The organism is Streptomyces sp. NPDC051207 (genome assembly GCF_040682395.1).
Lineage (GTDB): Bacteria > Actinomycetota > Actinomycetes > Streptomycetales > Streptomycetaceae > Streptomyces.
The window spans coordinates 21265-37361 of sequence record NZ_JBFBAX010000044.1 but is presented as its reverse complement, the minus strand read 5'-3'; the positions used below and the strand labels follow the sequence as shown (position 1 = coordinate 37361).

The following is a 16097-nucleotide window of genomic DNA, read 5'->3' as shown; positions in this document are numbered from 1 at the left end:
TACGCCGCCTCCGTGCCGGTGGTGAAGGTCGGCCGGATCGCCGGCCAGTACTCCAAGCCGCGCTCCAAGCCGACCGAGACCCGCGGCGGCGTGACCCTGCCGACGTACCGCGGGGACTCGGTGAACGGCCCCGAGTTCACCGAGGAGGCCCGCGTCCCGGACCCGCAGCGGCTCAAGCGCATGTACCACGCCTCCACCTCCACGCTGAACCTGGTGCGTGCCTTCACCACCGGCGGCTACGCCGACCTGCGCCAGGTGCACGCCTGGAACCAGGACTTCGTGAAGTCCTCGCCGTCCGGGCGGCGTTACGAGGCCCTGGCCCGGGAGATCGACCGGGCGCTGAACTTCATGCACGCGTGCGGGGCGGACCCGGAGGAGTTCAGGACCGTCGAGTTCTTCTCGTCGCACGAGGCGCTGCTGCTGGACTACGAGTCGGCGCTCACCCGCGTCGACTCGCGCACCGGCCGGCTGTACGACGTGTCCGCGCACATGGTGTGGATCGGCGAGCGCACCCGCCAGCCGGACCACGCGCACATCGAGTTCGCCTCGCGGATCCGCAACCCGGTCGGCGTGAAACTCGGCCCGGGCACCACGCCGGACGAGGCGCTGGCGCTGATCGACCGGCTCGACCCGGACCGTGAGCCGGGCCGGCTGACCTTCATCACGCGGATGGGCGCGGGCACGGTCCGCGACCGGCTGCCGGAGCTGGTGGAGAAGGTCACGGCATCCGGCGCGGTGGTGGCGTGGGTCTGCGACCCGATGCACGGCAACACCTTCGAGGCGGCCTCCGGGCACAAGACCCGCCGCTTCGACGACGTACTGGACGAGGTGAAGGGCTTCTTCGAGGTCCACAAGGCGCTCGGCACCCACCCGGGTGGCATCCACGTGGAGCTGACCGGCGACGACGTCACCGAGTGCGTGGGCGGCGGCGACGAGGTGTCCGTGGACGACCTGCACCAGCGCTACGAGACGGCCTGCGACCCGCGGCTCAACCGCAGCCAGTCGCTCGACCTGGCGTTCCTGGTCGCCGAGATGTACCGGGACCAGTGATGCACGGCCACACCGACTTCGGGGGAAAGGACGCCGGACGTTGAGCAGGTTGCGCTGGCTGACCGCGGGGGAGTCCCACGGCCCCGCACTGGTGGCGACGCTGGAGGGCCTTCCCGCCGGCGTGCCGGTCACCACGGACATGGTGGCGGACCACCTGGCGAGGCGGCGGCTGGGCCACGGCCGCGGCACCCGCATGAACTTCGAGCGTGACGAGGTCACCCTGCTGGGGGGCGTCCGGCACGGCCTCACCCTCGGCTCCCCGGTGGCGATCATGGTGGGCAACACCGAGTGGCCCAAGTGGGAGCAGGTCATGGCGGCCGACCCGGTGGACCCGGAGGTGCTCGCGGGCCTGGCCCGCAACGCGCCGCTGACCCGTCCCCGGCCGGGGCACGCGGATCTGGCGGGGATGCAGAAGTACGGCTTCGACGAGGCGCGTCCGGTGCTGGAGCGTGCCTCGGCGCGGGAGACCGCGGCGCGGGTGGCGCTGGGCGCGGTGGCCCGCTCGTACCTGAAGGAGACGGCCGGCGTCGAGATCGTCAGCCACGTCGTGGAACTGGCGGGCGCGCAGGCCCCCTACGGGGTGTGCCCCACGCCGGCCGACGTGGAGCGGCTGGACGCCGACCCGGTGCGCTGTCTGGACCTGGACGCGTCGAAGGCGATGGTCGCGGAGATCGACCAGGCCCGCAAGGACGGCGACACCCTCGGCGGTGTGGTGGAGGTACTCGCCTACGGCGTGCCGGTCGGTCTCGGTTCGCACGTGCACTGGGACCGCAGGCTGGACGCCCGGCTGGCCGCCGCGCTGATGGGCATTCAGGCGATCAAGGGCGTCGAGGTCGGCGACGGTTTCGACCTGGCGCGGGTCCCCGGCTCGAAGGCCCACGACGAGATCGTCACGACGGATGAGGGCATCAAGCGGGTCACGGGCCGTTCCGGTGGTACGGAGGGTGGTCTGAGCACGGGTGAACTGCTGCGGGTGCGGGCGGCGATGAAGCCGATCGCGACCGTGCCGAGGGCGCTGCGGACGGTCGACGTGGTGACCGGTGAGGCGGCGCAGGCTCATCACCAGCGCTCCGACGTGTGCGCGGTCCCGGCGGCGGGGATCGTGGCGGAGGCGATGGTCGCGCTCGTCCTGGCGGACGCGGTGGCGGAGAAGTTCGGCGGCGACTCGGTGACGGAGACCCGCCGCAATGTCACGTCGTACCTCGGCAGCCTGGCCGTGCGATGAGTACGGGTCCGGTCGTCGTTCTCGTCGGCCCGATGGGCGTCGGCAAATCCGCCGTCGGCGAGCTGGTTGCCGCCCGCCTGGGCTGCGGCTTCCGGGACACGGACGCGGACGTCGTGGCCGCCGAGGGCCGGGAGATCGCCGACATCTTCGGCGCGGACGGTGAGTCCCGTTTCCGTGAGCTGGAACGGCGGGCGGTGCGGTCCGCGCTCGCCGGGCACGACGGGGTGCTGGCTCTGGGTGGCGGCGCCGTCCTCGAAGGCCCCGGCCCGGCGCTGCTGGGCGCCGCCTGCGGCGAGGCGGGAGCATGAGCGGCCGACGGCACGCCGTCCCGGCCCCCGGCGGGTCCGGCTCGGGCCGGGAAGGTGACGTGTCGCCGGACCTGTGGCCCGCCCCGACCGCGTCCGCCCCGGTCCATGCGACCGTCACCGTCCCCGGCTCCAAGTCGGTCACCAACCGCGCGCTGGTGCTGGCCGCCCTGGCCGACGGGCCCGGCCTCGTCCGCAGACCCCTGCGCAGCCGCGACTCCCTGCTGATGGCGGCCGGTCTGCGCGCCCTGGGCGTCCGCGTCGACGACCTGCCGAACGGGGACTGGAGGGTCCTCCCCGGTGCCCTGCGGGGCCCGGCCGCCGTGGACGTGGGCAACGCCGGCACGGTGATGCGGTTCCTGCCGCCGGTCGCCGCGCTCGCGGAGGGCGAGGTGCGCTTCGACGGCGACCCGCGCGCCCGTGAGAGACCACTGAGTGGTGTCACGGACGCGCTGCGGGCGCTCGGTGTCCGCGTGGCCGACGAGGGGCGGGGGACCCTGCCGCTGACCGTGCACGGCACGGGCGCGCCCACCGGGGGCACGGTCGGCGTCGACGCGTCCTCGTCGTCGCAGTTCGTCTCGGCGCTGCTGCTGGCGGGGCCCCGGTTCGAGCGCGGCCTGGAGGTCCGCAACACCGGCCCGACCGTGCCGTCGATGCCGCACATCCGTATGACGGTGGCGATGCTGCGGGCCGCCGGGGCCCACGTGGAAGCACTCGGGGACGGCGGCGGGCCGGACCGCTGGCGGGTGGCGCCCGGCCCTCTGCTCGGCAGGGACATGACCGTCGAACCGGATCTGTCCAACGCCCAGCCCTTCATGGCCGCCGCGCTGGTCACCGGCGGCACCGTGGTCGTCCCGGACTGGCCGAGGCGCACGACCCAGCCCGGTGACGCCCTGCGCGACCTGTTCACGAGGATGGGCGGGACGGCCGAGTTCACCCCCGAGGGCCTGCGGTTCACCGGCTCGGGAGCGGTCCACGGCATCGACGCGGACCTGCACGAGGCCGGTGAGCTGGCCCCGGTCCTCGCGGCGGTCGCGGCCCTCGCCGACTCCCCGTCCCGCCTGCGCGGCATCTCCCACCTGCGGTTCCACGAGACCGACCGGCTCGCCGCGCTCACCAGGGAGATCAACGCGCTCGGCGGCGACGTCACCGAGACGGCGGACGGGCTGAGGATCAGCCCGCGGCCCCTGCGCGGCGGGGTCGTGCGCACCTACGAGGACCATCGGATGGCCACCGCCGCCGCGGTGCTCGGCCTGGTCGTGCCCGGCATCGAGGTGGAGAACGTGGCGACCACCGCCAAGACCGTGCCCGACTTCCCGGGCCTGTGGCACGGCATGCTGGCGGGCCACCCGTGACCGGACGGGCCACCCCGACCAGGCGGCCCTTGCCCTGGCGGGGGACGATTGCGGAGGATGCGAGTGGGGACCGGGGCCCCCGTGCCGGCATCGGCAGGGGCGGACCGCTACCCGGAGTACACACAGGAGACAGCGATGTCCCACCAGGCTCACCAGGCTGACCAGGCTCAAGAGCCCGAGACCCCGCATCTCGACTTCGCCGGTACGACGCCGTACGAGGACTACGTCAAGGCGGACGTGCTCACGCACCTCCAGCAGACCCTGTCCGACGATCCCGGCGAGATGGTCTTCCTGGTCACCACCCAGGTCATGGAACTGTGGTTCACCGTCATCGTCCACGAGTGGGAGACCGCCGCGCGCGCCCTGCGCTCGGACGACGTGCCGACGGCGATCGCCGCGCTGAAGCGTTCCGTGCGCGAACTGGAGGCGCTGAACGCCTCCTGGACGCCGCTCGCCCAGCTCACGCCGGCACAGTTCAACGCGTACCGCTCCGCCCTCGGCGAGGGCTCCGGCTTCCAGTCGGCGATGTACCGCCGCCTGGAGTTCCTGCTCGGCGAGAAGTCCGCGTCCATGCTGGTCCCGCACCGGGGCGCGCCGCGCGCCCACGCGGAACTGGAGAAGGCCCTGCACGAGCCGAGCCTCTACGACGAGGCCGTGCGGCTGCTGGCCCGCCGCGGGTACGACATCCCGGACGCCGTGCTGCGGCGTGACGTGTCCCGGCGGTACGAGCCGTCGCCCGAGGTGGAGGCGGCCTGGGCGGCCGTCTACGCCGGGGACCAGAACGCCGAGCTGACCCGCCTGGGCGAGGCGCTGACCAACGTCGCGGAACTGGTGTGGCGCTGGCGCAACGACCACCTGGTCGCCACCCGCCGCGCGATGGGCGCCAAGGCCGGCACGGGCGGCTCCGCGGGTGTCGCGTGGCTGGAGAAGCGGGCGCAGAAGAACGTGTTCCCCGAGCTGTGGACGGCGCGGTCGTATGTCTGACGTGGTGACGGAGCCGGTGTCCCGGCAGGTGCCCGGCCTCGCCGCGGAGGCGAGGGAACGCGACGCGTCCGACGAGCTGGCCGGGCTGCGCGCCCGGTTCGTCCTCGACGACGCGGTCTACCTCGACGGCAACTCCCTCGGCGCGCTGCCCGCCGCGGTGCCCGACCGGATCGCGGACGTCGTACGCCGCCAGTGGGGCGAGCTGCGCATCCGGTCCTGGGAGGAGAGCGGCTGGTGGACGGCGCCCGAGCGGATCGGCGACCGGATCGCGCCGCTCGTCGGCGCCGCGCCGGGGCAGATCGTGGTCGGCGACTCGACCAGCGTCAACGTCTTCAAGGCGGTGGTGGGCGCGGTGCGCCTCGCCGGGGACGGCCGGGACGAGATCCTGGTCGACGCGACGACGTTCCCGACCGACGGGTACATCGCCGCGTCGGCCGCCCGGCTCACCGGCCGCACCCTGCGCCCGGTGACGCCCGCGCAGGTCCCGGACGCGCTCGGTCCGCGCACCGCCGCCGTGCTGCTCAACCACGTCGACTACCGCGCCGGCCGGCTGCACGACCTGCCGGGGCTCACGGCCGCCGTGCACGAGGCGGGCGCGTACGCCGTGTGGGACCTGTGCCACAGCGCGGGCGCGCTGCCGGTCGGCCTGGACGAGCACGGCGTGGACCTGGCGGTCGGCTGCACGTACAAGTACCTCAACGGCGGGCCGGGCTCCCCGGCCTACCTGTACGTGCGCCGCGGCCTCCAGGACCGCTTCGACTCCCCGCTGCCCGGCTGGACCTCGCACGCCGAGCCCTTCGGGATGACCCCGGAGTACGAGGCGGCGTCCGGCGTGCGGCGCGGCCGGGTCGGCACGCCGGACATCCTGTCCATGCTCGCCCTGGAGGCGGCCCTGGAGGTGTGGGAGGGCGTCCCGGTCGAGGCGGTGCGCGCCAAGTCGCTCGCCCTGACGGACTTCTTCCTGAGGTGCGTCACGGCGTACGTCCCCGAGGGCCGGGTGGAGTGCCTGACGCCGCTCGCCCACGCCGAGCGCGGCAGCCAGGTCGCGCTGCGCTGCGACGACGCGGGTGACGTGATGAAGCGGCTGATCGAGCGGGGCGTGATCGGCGACTTCCGCGCCCCGGACGTGCTGCGCTTCGGCTTCACCCCGCTGTACGTCGGTTTCGCGGACGCGGAGCGGGCGGCGCGGGTGCTCGCCGAGGTGCTGGCGTGAGGGTCAGGCCCCGGGGCCGGTGACGTACACCCCGGCCGCCGCGGCGGCGAACGCGGCGCGTGCCGCGCGGTCCGCGGCGGCCGGGTCCGGGGCCTCGCCGGTGGTGAGCAGGGCGTAGTACAGCGGGGCCGACACGGCGCGGACGACCGCCGCCGCGTCGGTCCCGGCCGGCACCTCCCCGCGCCTGACGCCCTGTTCGACGCACGGCGCCCACTCGGCGACCCGTACGGCGTAGAACCGCCGCAGCGCCCCGGCGGTGCGTTCGTCGCAGCTCGCCGCCGCGATGACCGCGCGGAACAGCGCGCCCTGGCGGGGGTCGGCGAGCGTGCGCCGGACCAGGTCCGCGTTGGCGCGCAGGTCGCCGAGGACACTGCCGGTGTCGGTGCGGGGCAGCGACTGCTCGGCCATGTCGGCGAGCAGGTCGGCGACGAGGGCGGCCGGGGTGCCCCAGCGCCGGTAGACGGTCGTCTTGCCGACCTCGGCGCGCCGGGCCACGTCCGCGAGGTCGAGGTGGGCGAACCCCCGCTCCGCGAGCACGTCGCCGGCCGCCCGCAGCACCGCCGCGCGGACCCGGGCGGTACGTCCTCCGGGGCGTACGGTGCCGGGTTCGGCGGACATGTCGGCCTCCTTCGTACGGGTGGGGCGGCGGCGCGGGCCCGTCCGGCCCGGGCGCGGGCTCCCCGGCCAGGGTAACGAAACGGCAGAACCGTTTGATCCTCACCGTGCGTGACATCCCCGTGTCCGCGCACGTCACCTGCCTGGTACCGTCCCGGCCAACGGCCGATTCTCTCTCCTGGTCCGCCAAATCCGTTTCATCGCTGAGAGGTTGGAGCATGCCGGACGCCGCCGCAGAACCGGAGAACGCCGCTGTCCGCGCCGCCGCCGAGGAGAAGTCGGCCTTCTCGCACCCGGTGGCCGACCCCGACGTGAGCGCGGCGTACGGGAACCACCCCGACCAGGTGATCGACTTCTACGCCGCACGCCGCGAGGTGGGCCCCGGCGGCCCGGCCCCGCTGGTCGTCGTGCTGCACGGCGGGGCCTGGCGGGCCGCCTACGACCGCCGGCACATCAGCCCGTTCGCCGCGTTCCTCGCCGACCGGGGGTTCGCGGTGGCCAGCGTGGAGTACCGGCGGGGTGCGGACCCGGGAGGCGGGGGCGGGGCGGCGGGCCGCTGGCCCGACACCTTCGACGACGTGGCCGCCGCGCTGGACGCGCTGCCCGCGCTGGCGCGGGAGGCGCTGCCCGGGGCCGACGCGCGCCGCGTCGTCGTCACCGGTCACTCGGCGGGCGGTCACCTCGCCCTGTGGGTCGCCGCCCGGCACCTCCTGCCCGCCGACGCCCCGTGGCGCACCGACCGGCCCGCGCCTCTGCGCGGCGTGGTCGCGCTCGCCCCGATCGCCGACCTGGCGGTCGCGGACACGCTGGACGTGTGCGGGGGCGCGGCGCGGCAACTCCTGGGCGGCGTAGGGGTGTTCGCCGAGCGCCGCCCGTACGCCGACCCGGTCCTGCTCCTGCCGACCGGCATCGCCACCACGCTGGTCCAGGGCCGCGAGGACATCGACGTACCGCAGGCGGTCGCCGAGTCGTACGCGGACGCGGCGGCCCGAGCGGGCGAGGTGGTGGGCCTGACCCTGCTGGAGGACGTCGGTCACTTCCCGCTCATCGACCCGGCGGCGGACGCGTGCGCGGTGGTGGCGGAGGAGATCGCCCAGCTGGCGTGGTGAGCGCCCTCTCATCCGGCCCCGCCGTCGGGCGGGGTCAACGCGGGCCACGAGAACCGCACCCGCACGCCGCGGTCGAGCAGCCACCGCATCTCGCGGTAGCGCACCTCGTGCGCGTCCTCCGGGGCGAGGCAGGACGGTAACCGGACGATGACGGTGCCGATCTCACCGGCCGCGGCCATGTCCCGGACGCGCCGCCATCCGGCGCGCTCGCACGGATCGGCGTCGCCGTACGGGTCCGTGACGACACCGGCGACCGTCAGCCCGCGCCTGCCGGCGAAGGCTCGCGCGTCGTCCTCGGCGGCGCCGGGCGGGCGGCCGGTCTCCACGCGGAGGTAGATCACGGCGGGGTCTGGCTTGAGCATGATGGTGGTCTCTCCGTTGTCGTTTCAGCCTGCGGCCAGCTCGCACCAGACGTACTTGCCCCGGTTGCCGAACCGGGTCAGCGGCTGCCAGCCCCAGAGGTCCGAGCACGACCTGACCAGGAGCAGCCCCCGCCCGCCTTCGTCGTCGGCCGAGTACTCCTTCAGTTCGCCGGGGAAGTGCGGGGGTTCGGGGTCGGCGTCCCAGGCCCCGATGCGCAGCGTGTGCGGCGGCGACCAGCGGACCCGCAGGGCGGCGGGGCCCTTCGTGTGCAGTACGGCGTTGGACACCAGCTCGGCGGCGAGGAGTTCGGCCGTGTCCACCAGCCCGATCAGGCCGTGCAGGGTGAGGATCAGCCGGAGGGTGCGGCGGCTGACGGTGACGGCACGGGGGTCGTTCGGGACGTGGAGGGAGTACTCCCAGGGCTCCGCGAGGGCTCCGGTTTCAGGCATGCGGGGGCTCCGCTTCTGGGGAAGTGGGGTGAGGGAGGGGCGGTCCGGTGTCATTGCCGCGACGTCATGGCACGACGACGCGGTGCGCTTCCGGTGCCCCGGGGTTGCGCAGCGTGTGCGGTGCGGTACTGACGGTATTTCCTAACATTAGGATCGCGCAACCCGTTGCCGTATCCTGGCTACCCGAACGAGGTACGTGAACCGGGCAGTTGAGACAGGGAGAGGCGCGTGCCGCCGAAGAGGCACCTCACGACCCGCCGTAAACGGCTGGGTGCTGAGCTGCGCAGACTGCGCGAGGCCGCGGATCTGAAGTCGCGTGAGGCCGCAGCTCTGCTCGGTGCGGATGCCGTCCAGATCAGTCAGATCGAGTCTGGGGTGGCGGGCGTGAGCGCCGAGAGGGTGCGGCGGCTTGCAGCCCACTACGGCTGCACGGACGAGCCGTACATCGAAGCCCTGGTGGCCATGGCGACGGACCGCACGCGGGGCTGGTGGGAGGAATTCCGCGGCGTGCTGCCGCCGGTATTCATGGATGCTGCCGAAGTGGAACACCATGCGACGTTCGTGCGCGAGGTGATGATCAATCACGTGCCAGGTTTGTTGCAGACGCCTGACTACGCGCGTGCGGTCTTCAGCTATATGAGGCCCGAACTGTCTCCGTCCGAGGTGACTCCCCGTGTGGAGCATCGAATGGCACGCCGTGCAGCTTTCCAGAGCGCCCCCAAGCCGTACGAAACTCTGGTCCACGAGTTCGCTCTGCGTGTCCGGGTGTCCGACCGCCAGGCGCTGCGTGAACAACTCGGTGTGATTCTGGACGAGATCGAGACTGGACGGGCGTCGGTGCGAGTGATTCCCCTTGACCAGGACGGCTTCGCTGGTGCCGGAACTTCGATGACGTACCTGGGAGGACCAGTTCCCAAGTTGGACACCGGGTGGCGTGATTCGCCAGCCGGAAATCGTTATTTCGATTCCGAGCCTGAGCTGATGCGTCTTCAGACCCTGTACCAAAGGGTGAAGAGCGCGTCCCTGGAGCCCGACGCGTCGCGGGACTTCATTCACCGTCTGGCGAAGGAGCTGTAATGAACTGGCGCAAGTCAAGCTACTCGGACGGCAGCGACGGTGACATGTGTGTCGAGATAGCCGAGCTGCCCACCCGAATAACCATCCGCGATTCCAAGGACCCCGCACGCGGCACGCTTTCCGTGCCGGTCGACTCGTTCGCGGCCTTTGTCGCAGGCCTCAAGGCTTCAGGCGACGTGTGATCGAGACCTTGGGCGTGTCCACCGATGACTCGCCCCCACCGTTCTATGCGACTTCGTGATTAGACGCCGAGCCGCCCTTGTCGTCTGGGTATGACGGTCCGTAACTTGCTCATCACACAGACCGGAGGGAGCCTCGGTGGAGGAATTACGGATCATCGCCGGCGGACCGTGCAGGCGCGGCGGCGACGATGCCAAGTGCGGGAACGGTGACTGTCCGACGGTGTACGCCACTGCGGAACCTGGCATGCTGGCCGTCCAAGGCTACGACGTGGCGCACCGGACTCCCGACGGTGAGTCGGTCGTCCTGCTTCCGGAAGACGTCTTGAAGGAGGCGGCGCGTGCCCGTGGCTGGCTCTGATCCCGTGTACCTCGACGGCGACGAGTGGCAGGCGTACTTCCGTGACTTCAAGCGGTCCGCGTTCCGGCTCGAAGTGCACCAGACGTACACCATGCCCGCCGAGGCCGAGACCGTTCGCAGCTTTCTGAACGGTGAGCCGATGCCCGAGGGCTTCAACGCGCCCTGGCACCGGACCGTCCGCGACCACGCGGCGGCGGGGCGGACCATGACCCGGGCGAAGATCGTTCGTCGGCCGCTGACGCCGTACAGCCGCTACCTCTTCGCGTGGTGCATCCCCGGGAATGTGGCGGCCGGTGAGGACTACCGAATCGTCGACCTGACCGACCGGCCCAATCCCGGACTTCCGGAACAGGACTTCTGGCTGTTCGATGAGTCCACGGTCGTCCATCTCAATTACCGCCCCGACGGGACGCAGATCAATCGGGAGCTGATGACGAACGCTGATATCGGTAAGTATCTCGCATGGCAGGACCTCGCCCTGGAAAGCGCCGTACCGTTCAGTGGCTATCGAACCTGAAACACAAGCGAGAGAACGGAAGGACTTGGCGGAGGCCCTGCGGGGTCTTCGCCGTGCTTCCGGCCTCAGCGGGGAACGTCTGGCCCTCCGCTGCAACATGAGCCAGACGAAGATCAGTCGCATCGAAACCGGTAGGACGCTGCCGACAGTTCTCGACGTAGAGCGAATCCTCAAAGCACTTGCTGTGCCCAATGACGTCGCTGACGAACTGCTCAGGCTGGCACGGCGGGCAAACGTCGACTATGCGTCTTGGCGGGCTTACGCACGCGTCGGCCTGTACCACAAACAGGCCGAATTGAAGACGCTTGAGTGTTCCTCTCGCGTAATGCGGCACTTCCTGCCGGCGATTCCTACGGGCCTGCTGCATGTCCGTGAGTACGCCGTGGAGACGCTGTCTCCCACGGTGGCCAGTGATCCTGCGAGGGATGTGCAGAGGGCAGTACAGGCTCGCATGGACCGACAAGCCATCCTGGACGACCGGTCCCGCAGGTTCTGGTTCCTGATGACCGAGCAGGCGGTCAGGTGGCAGCGCGCCAGCCTCCCGGCCATGGCCGCGCAATGCGCCCACATGGCTGAAGTGAACAGGAAACCCAACGTCGAGATCGGAATAGTCCCGCAGGGGGAGCGCGTCCCCGGCACTCCGATGAACATTTTCGTGGTCTACGACGACCGCCTTGTGACAGTCGAACTGTTTTCGGGGGAAGTCGTGTTGCGTGACCCGAGAGACGTAACGCAGCACCTTGGTTTGTTCGACCTCTTTTGGTCGCACGCGCTGACCGGAGACGACGCCTGCGCGTTTCTGGAAGAGGCGGCCGACCGTTTTATGCGTCAACGCGACTAGCGCTCCACAGCAGCCCTTTGAGGCGCCAGAATGAACCTATGGAGCTTGTCGCGGCCGAGATGCGGACGTCGGCCACCGCCTCTCGGGAGGTCGGTCCGCAACTTCGCTCAAGCGTCCGCATCCCTTTCCCATGTCTCCCGCCCACCACCGGGCGGCGGCGGTCAGTCATGACCGCGATTAGTTGAGCAGGAAGGTGCAGTGATGCTGAACGGAATCGACCTGTACGCGCTCGACATCAGCGGGGCCTCGTTCGTGAAGGCGTGCGGGGGAAATACCCACCCGGACGGCGAGGCGTGCGTGACCCTGGCCCGGCTCGGTTACGACACCTGGGCCCTGGGTGACAGCAAGCGGCCGGACGCGCAACCGTTGAGGTTCACCACGGAGGAACTGGACGCGGCCGGGATCGACCCGGCGCGCTTCGGCCTGAACGTCTAGACCTCCGTTCTCCCCCACCGGCCCGGCCGCATCCGCACAAGCCGGGCCGGTCGGTCCCGCGACCCCATCCGAACGGGAATTGACTGGTGCACCACCATCACGGCTACCTGTGGGCCGGTCCCAGAGAACGCTTCGACCAGGAAGCCCTACGACGGCCCTCGCACCCCGAGCCGCCCCCGCCCGGCAGCAAGCCTGAACTGATCCAGCGCTACCGGGAAGTCGCAGCGGAGTTCCCCACATCCGGTCTGCCACCGCTGGAAACGGCGTACTGGCTCATCAAGCCCCGTTCCCTGGTTCGCGGCAGTTGGGAGGAGGCCAAGGAAGCGGCAGCATGGGTCGGGGAGCGGCTGGCTGAGTTCGCGCCCCGGTTCGCCTCCGAGCGTGACCGGGACACGACCCGCCTGGCCCGGCTGGTGAACACCGCTGCCGAACAACTGCACTCGGGTGCCGATGTGTCGTACGGCTTCTATCTCGAACGTCCCTCATATCTGTCCCTGGCCGTGGTGACGTGCTCCCCGAATCGCTCGATACCCGAACTGGCCTGCCCAGTCGCATAGCCATCCGCGACTCCAAGGCCCCCGCACGCGGCACGCTTTCCGTGCCGGTCAGATCGTTCGCGGCCTTTGTCGCCGGCCTCAAGGCTTCGGGCGACGCGTGAGCGAGACCTCGGTCGTATCCGTCCCCGGGGCACTCGCCGCCCGCCGGGCGGTTACCGGCCGGATGGTGCCGGGCGCCGAGGACGGGAAATCGGTTTCTGCCGAACGAGCCGTGTAGCTGCATTAGTTGGGTAACTGGCGGGCTGCCGACGCTCGATGGCTGCGGGGCGCGCTTCAAAGGCCTGCCCCACAGCCACCACGTCAGAGCCGCCAGGCCGAACTCGCGGCTCATACGCACGAGTTCTTTCACCACCGACAACATCAGCCTCATATCGTCCGCGAATACTTCGGCGGCTCTCACGTCACTTGCATGCTCAACGGGTGGGACTCCATACGTTTCTGACCAATAAGCAGAAAAAGATATTGACCGCAGAGGGGGTCGGGAAGACCGCACGGGGGTAGCCTCTGAGATACGGCACGCCATGAGAAAAGGTGGTCGCATCGGTGGTTATAGCTGGGCGGCTCCCTGATCCTCGAGGAGGAATGTGATGTCCACCCATGTGGTCCCCATCTCCAGGAGCACGCTTCTCGCCTCGCCGACTGAAGCGGAAGTCCTGATCAGTCTGCTGGCCGAGGGCGAGACCGCCATCAGCGACGGTCCCCTGCCCGCTACGAGGCCTGAGTGCCTGCTCAAGTTGAAGCTTCTCCAGGAGCCGAAGACTCCGAAAGCTCCGAAGACTCCCCGTCGTTAGACAGAACCGCTGCCGACAGGAGCCATCGCCCTATGCCAACCAGCGCTGACTCACTGCGCAGTGAGTACGCCCTCGCGGCAGAACGGATGGCGAACCGTGTCCTCGACGCCCTCACCGGCGCCGGGGGCACCGTCGTGTGGCGTGACCCTCTTGCCCTCCCTGAGCTGGCCGCCGTACGGATCCTCGGTGTCGATCTGTACGCTCCGCAACTGCTGCACGCCCAACCACCTGATGCACGCACTGCCCAGGTGATGAAAGAGTCGTATCTGGCCTTCCCCTTGGCCGACCCGCCGCCGGACGCGGTGCGGTCCTGGCGGGAGTGGTCCATCAGGACGATGTCGTCCCGGGCCGGTGTGGTGCTCCCCGGCCGGGACACGGGTACTCCCCGCGAGCTGCCCGCGCGAAGCACCTGGCAGCAGTGGTCGCTGTCGATGGCGCAGCTTGCCTCGCTGGCTGTACCGGGGTTGGAGAGCCCGCTGCACGGCGAGGTCCGTGAAAACCCGTTGATGCTCGGGCGTGGAGCGTCACGGGCGATGCTGCGCCGGGACTATCGCACCGCGGCGCGGCTCACGCGTTGGCTGGCCTGGTTGCACCATGTGCAGGTACCTGTCCCTCTGGAGATCGGCGCGCTGGTCGTGCGGCTGGGCCAGGTGGCCGGCGGAAGCGCGCTGGTCGACCTGGACCGGACCCTGGCGCAGCGGATGCTGGAAGGACATGTCGATGCCTGACCCCGGTCTTCTCGGCGCGGTGCAGCAGTGGTCCTCCCAGGCCCTGGGCTGGCTTCACGCCGCTCACGAGGTGGGCCGCGGCCACTTTTCGGCGGACGGTTCGTCCGACCTGAGCGATGACGTCGACGAGACGTACAAACCTCTCTCGGAGTGCGCCCTCGCGGCGTCCCTGGTTCTGCGTGAGGGGGTGGCAGGAGCGCGCGACACCGAGATCGCCCGCCGGATGATCGAGTTCTGCTGGAACCAACTGGGCCAGGGTGATGTCCTGTACGAGCGGCAACTGCGTCACCTGATGCTCAGCGACCCCATGGAGGTCTACCAGTCCTTCGTCGTCGCGGGCCTGCGTCACCGGCAGCTGGACGAGCTGCTGGCCTCCAGTGCCACGCTGCGTGCGCCCCACGTCGGCGAAGTCCTCCCCAACCGGCGACTGGCGATCGCGAACGCCCGGCGCGTGCTGGGCGTCGGACCGGAACCCGACTGGACGGCACTGGCCTCGGCCACCTGGCTGGGCGCCACCCCGGAACCGTGGGCCCTGGACTTCAACACCGCCTACGACGTCACCCACACCGTGTTCCACCTGACGGACTGGGGGGCCGTACCCTCCGGGCTGCCCGAACCGATGCGCCGCTACCTGCGGCAGTGGCTACCGGTATGGGTGGATGTGTGGACCGAGCTGGGGCAGTGGGACCTGGTGGGCGAACTCCTGTTCGCCGACGCGTGCATCGGCGACCCGCAGTGTCCCGCCGAGGCGTGGGAACCCCTGCTTGCCGTCCAGCACCCCGACGGTCTCACCCCGCGGGACAATGATCCCGTCGAGGACGACGCCGAGCTGGCGTTCAAGAACCACGAACACACCGCCGTGGTCGCCGTCGCCGCCGGCACCCTCACCCTCGCCCGAGCCCTGGGCTCCTCGCCCGCGCCGCCACGATGAGCGCATCCGACCTCGCCGCCCTGGCCGAAGCGACCCCGGGCGCCACGAGCATCACCCTCGCCGTCCTGCGCAACGGACAGTCCGAGGTCTTCTGCCACGGCCACCAGTCGCGCACCGGACAGCCCACCACCCCCGACACGGCTTACGAGATGGGCTCGATCACCAAGACCTTCACCGCCCTTCTGCTGGCCCGACTCACCGCCCACGGCGACGTCGACCCGCGCGCCCCCCTCAACTCCTACCTCCCGCGAGAACTGCGACTCCGCGGCCCGGGAGGAGACCGCGTCGTCCCCCTGCACCTGGCCACCCACACCTCCGGCCTGCCCGCTCTGCCTCCCGGGCTCCTCCGCAAGGCCCTGCCGAAACTCACCACCAACCCCTACCTGCCCTACACCGAGGAGGATCTGGCACGCTCCGTGCACCGCACCAGACTCACCCACCCACCGGGCACACACTTCCGGTACTCCAACTACGGTGCCGCACTCCTGGGCCGGGCCCTGGCCCACACCACCCGCACGCCCTACGCACGCCTCCTGGACGAGCGCATCTGCCGGCCGCTGGGCCTCACCGCCACCCACTGCCGCAGCGACAGGGCCCAGGCCGTCGGGTACAACTCCGGGCGCCCGATGCCACCGTGGCAGATCCCCGCTCTCCCCGCAGCCGGCGCTCTCCGCTCCACCGGCAACGACCTGCTGCGCTACCTCCGCGCCCACCTCGAACCCGACGACACACCCCTGCCCTCCGCACTGCGCGCCGTGCAAGAAGCACAGCTGCGCCTCCCACGAAGCGGCAAACAGCTCTGTCTGATGTGGTACAGACACCAGGTCGACGGCCGGTCGGTCTTCTCCCACTCCGGCGCCACCCGGGGTTTCACCACGTTCATCGGCTTCGCCCCACGCTCCCGGACAGCTTTCGCCGCCCTCGCCAACACCAACGCGTCAAGAGCCACGGGCTTCCTGCAACACGCCTACACCCTCCTGCACACCAACGCCTGAACGCGCCGGGTCCCAGG

Annotated in this window: 18 protein-coding genes and 2 pseudogenes; 17 read left to right on the top strand and 3 right to left on the bottom strand. The window is 70.8% G+C overall.

Annotated elements, in window-relative coordinates; genetic code table 11:
* From AB0M97_RS28635 to kynU, 6 genes and pseudogenes are all read left to right on the top strand, one after another.
* Positions 1-1050, top strand: a 1050-nt coding sequence (locus tag AB0M97_RS28635; RefSeq protein ID WP_365963878.1) for a class II 3-deoxy-7-phosphoheptulonate synthase, incomplete at its 5' end; no start/stop codon positions are given.
* Positions 1051-1090: 40 nt separating this feature from the next.
* Positions 1091-2275, top strand: a complete 1185-nt coding sequence (gene aroC, locus AB0M97_RS28630) for a chorismate synthase (RefSeq protein WP_365963877.1) — start codon at positions 1091-1093, stop codon at positions 2273-2275.
* Between the two features lie 32 nt (positions 2276-2307).
* Positions 2308-2532: pseudogene (locus tag AB0M97_RS28625) on the top strand (shikimate kinase); the annotation flags it as partial.
* A gap of 47 nt (positions 2533-2579) precedes the next feature.
* Positions 2580-3935: a 3-phosphoshikimate 1-carboxyvinyltransferase gene (aroA, locus tag AB0M97_RS28620; RefSeq protein WP_365963876.1), complete on the top strand. Its 1356-nt coding sequence runs from the start codon at positions 2580-2582 to the stop codon at positions 3933-3935.
* Positions 3936-4070: 135 nt separating this feature from the next.
* Positions 4071-4919, top strand: a complete 849-nt coding sequence (locus AB0M97_RS28615; protein ID WP_365963875.1) for a tryptophan 2,3-dioxygenase family protein — start codon at positions 4071-4073, stop codon at positions 4917-4919.
* Positions 4912-6132 (top strand): kynureninase, encoded by a 1221-nt coding sequence (kynU, locus tag AB0M97_RS28610; protein WP_365963874.1) that lies wholly within the window; start codon positions 4912-4914, stop codon positions 6130-6132. The genes AB0M97_RS28615 and kynU overlap by 8 nt, the downstream gene beginning before the upstream one ends.
* A 3-nt stretch (positions 6133-6135) precedes the next feature.
* Here the strand turns inward: kynU and AB0M97_RS28605 are convergent, their stop codons facing one another.
* Complete coding sequence (locus AB0M97_RS28605; protein WP_365963873.1) at positions 6136-6750, bottom strand: TetR/AcrR family transcriptional regulator; 615 nt, start codon at positions 6748-6750, stop codon at positions 6136-6138.
* 215 nt (positions 6751-6965) lie between these two features.
* On the opposite strand from AB0M97_RS28605, the gene AB0M97_RS28600 reads away from it, so the two are divergent.
* On the top strand, positions 6966-7856 hold the full coding sequence (locus AB0M97_RS28600) for an alpha/beta hydrolase (RefSeq protein ID WP_365963872.1): 891 nt from the start codon (positions 6966-6968) through the stop codon (positions 7854-7856).
* Positions 7857-7864: 8 nt separating this feature from the next.
* Here the strand turns inward: AB0M97_RS28600 and AB0M97_RS28595 are convergent, their stop codons facing one another.
* Positions 7865-8218, bottom strand: a complete 354-nt coding sequence (locus tag AB0M97_RS28595; RefSeq protein WP_365963871.1) for a recombinase family protein — start codon at positions 8216-8218, stop codon at positions 7865-7867.
* 24 nt (positions 8219-8242) lie between these two features.
* Positions 8243-8668 carry an ATP-binding protein gene (locus AB0M97_RS28590; protein ID WP_365963870.1) on the bottom strand — a complete coding sequence of 142 codons (426 nt, stop codon included), beginning with the start codon at positions 8666-8668 and terminating at the stop codon, positions 8243-8245.
* A gap of 228 nt (positions 8669-8896) precedes the next feature.
* Between AB0M97_RS28590 and AB0M97_RS28585 the strand changes: the two genes are divergently transcribed.
* The 10 genes and pseudogenes from AB0M97_RS28585 (at position 8897) to AB0M97_RS28540 (ending at position 16080) form a co-directional block, all read left to right on the top strand.
* Entirely contained in the window at positions 8897-9745 is an 849-nt protein-coding gene (locus AB0M97_RS28585; RefSeq protein ID WP_365963869.1) for a helix-turn-helix transcriptional regulator, read from the top strand.
* Entirely contained in the window at positions 9745-9927 is a 183-nt protein-coding gene (locus AB0M97_RS28580) for a DUF397 domain-containing protein (protein WP_365963868.1), read from the top strand. The genes AB0M97_RS28585 and AB0M97_RS28580 overlap by 1 nt, the downstream gene beginning before the upstream one ends.
* Before the next feature lie 362 nt (positions 9928-10289).
* Positions 10290-10802, top strand: coding sequence for a DUF6879 family protein (locus tag AB0M97_RS28575; protein ID WP_365963880.1), 513 nt, complete (start codon positions 10290-10292; stop codon positions 10800-10802).
* Positions 10786-11643, top strand: coding sequence for a helix-turn-helix transcriptional regulator (locus AB0M97_RS28570; protein WP_365963867.1), 858 nt, complete (start codon positions 10786-10788; stop codon positions 11641-11643). Before AB0M97_RS28575 ends, AB0M97_RS28570 begins: the two co-directional genes overlap by 17 nt.
* Positions 11644-11844: 201 nt before the next feature.
* Complete coding sequence (locus AB0M97_RS28565; RefSeq protein WP_365963866.1) at positions 11845-12078, top strand: DUF397 domain-containing protein; 234 nt, start codon at positions 11845-11847, stop codon at positions 12076-12078.
* Positions 12079-12164: 86 nt separating this feature from the next.
* Positions 12165-12635: a hypothetical protein gene (locus AB0M97_RS28560; RefSeq protein WP_365963865.1), complete on the top strand. Its 471-nt coding sequence runs from the start codon at positions 12165-12167 to the stop codon at positions 12633-12635.
* Positions 12620-12736, top strand: a pseudogene (locus AB0M97_RS28555) (DUF397 domain-containing protein); the annotation flags it as partial. The gene AB0M97_RS28560 and the pseudogene AB0M97_RS28555, both read left to right, overlap by 16 nt.
* A gap of 722 nt (positions 12737-13458) precedes the next feature.
* The gene (locus AB0M97_RS28550; RefSeq protein WP_365963864.1) at positions 13459-14154 is read left to right on the top strand and encodes a hypothetical protein; all 696 of its coding nucleotides are present in this window, start codon (positions 13459-13461) and stop codon (positions 14152-14154) included.
* Entirely contained in the window at positions 14147-15085 is a 939-nt protein-coding gene (locus AB0M97_RS28545) for a hypothetical protein (protein WP_365963863.1), read from the top strand. The genes AB0M97_RS28550 and AB0M97_RS28545 overlap by 8 nt, the downstream gene beginning before the upstream one ends.
* A complete protein-coding gene (locus tag AB0M97_RS28540; protein ID WP_365963862.1) occupies positions 15082-16080 on the top strand; it encodes a serine hydrolase domain-containing protein in 999 nt (332 codons plus the stop codon). The genes AB0M97_RS28545 and AB0M97_RS28540 overlap by 4 nt, the downstream gene beginning before the upstream one ends.
* Positions 16081-16097 lie beyond the last annotated feature (17 nt).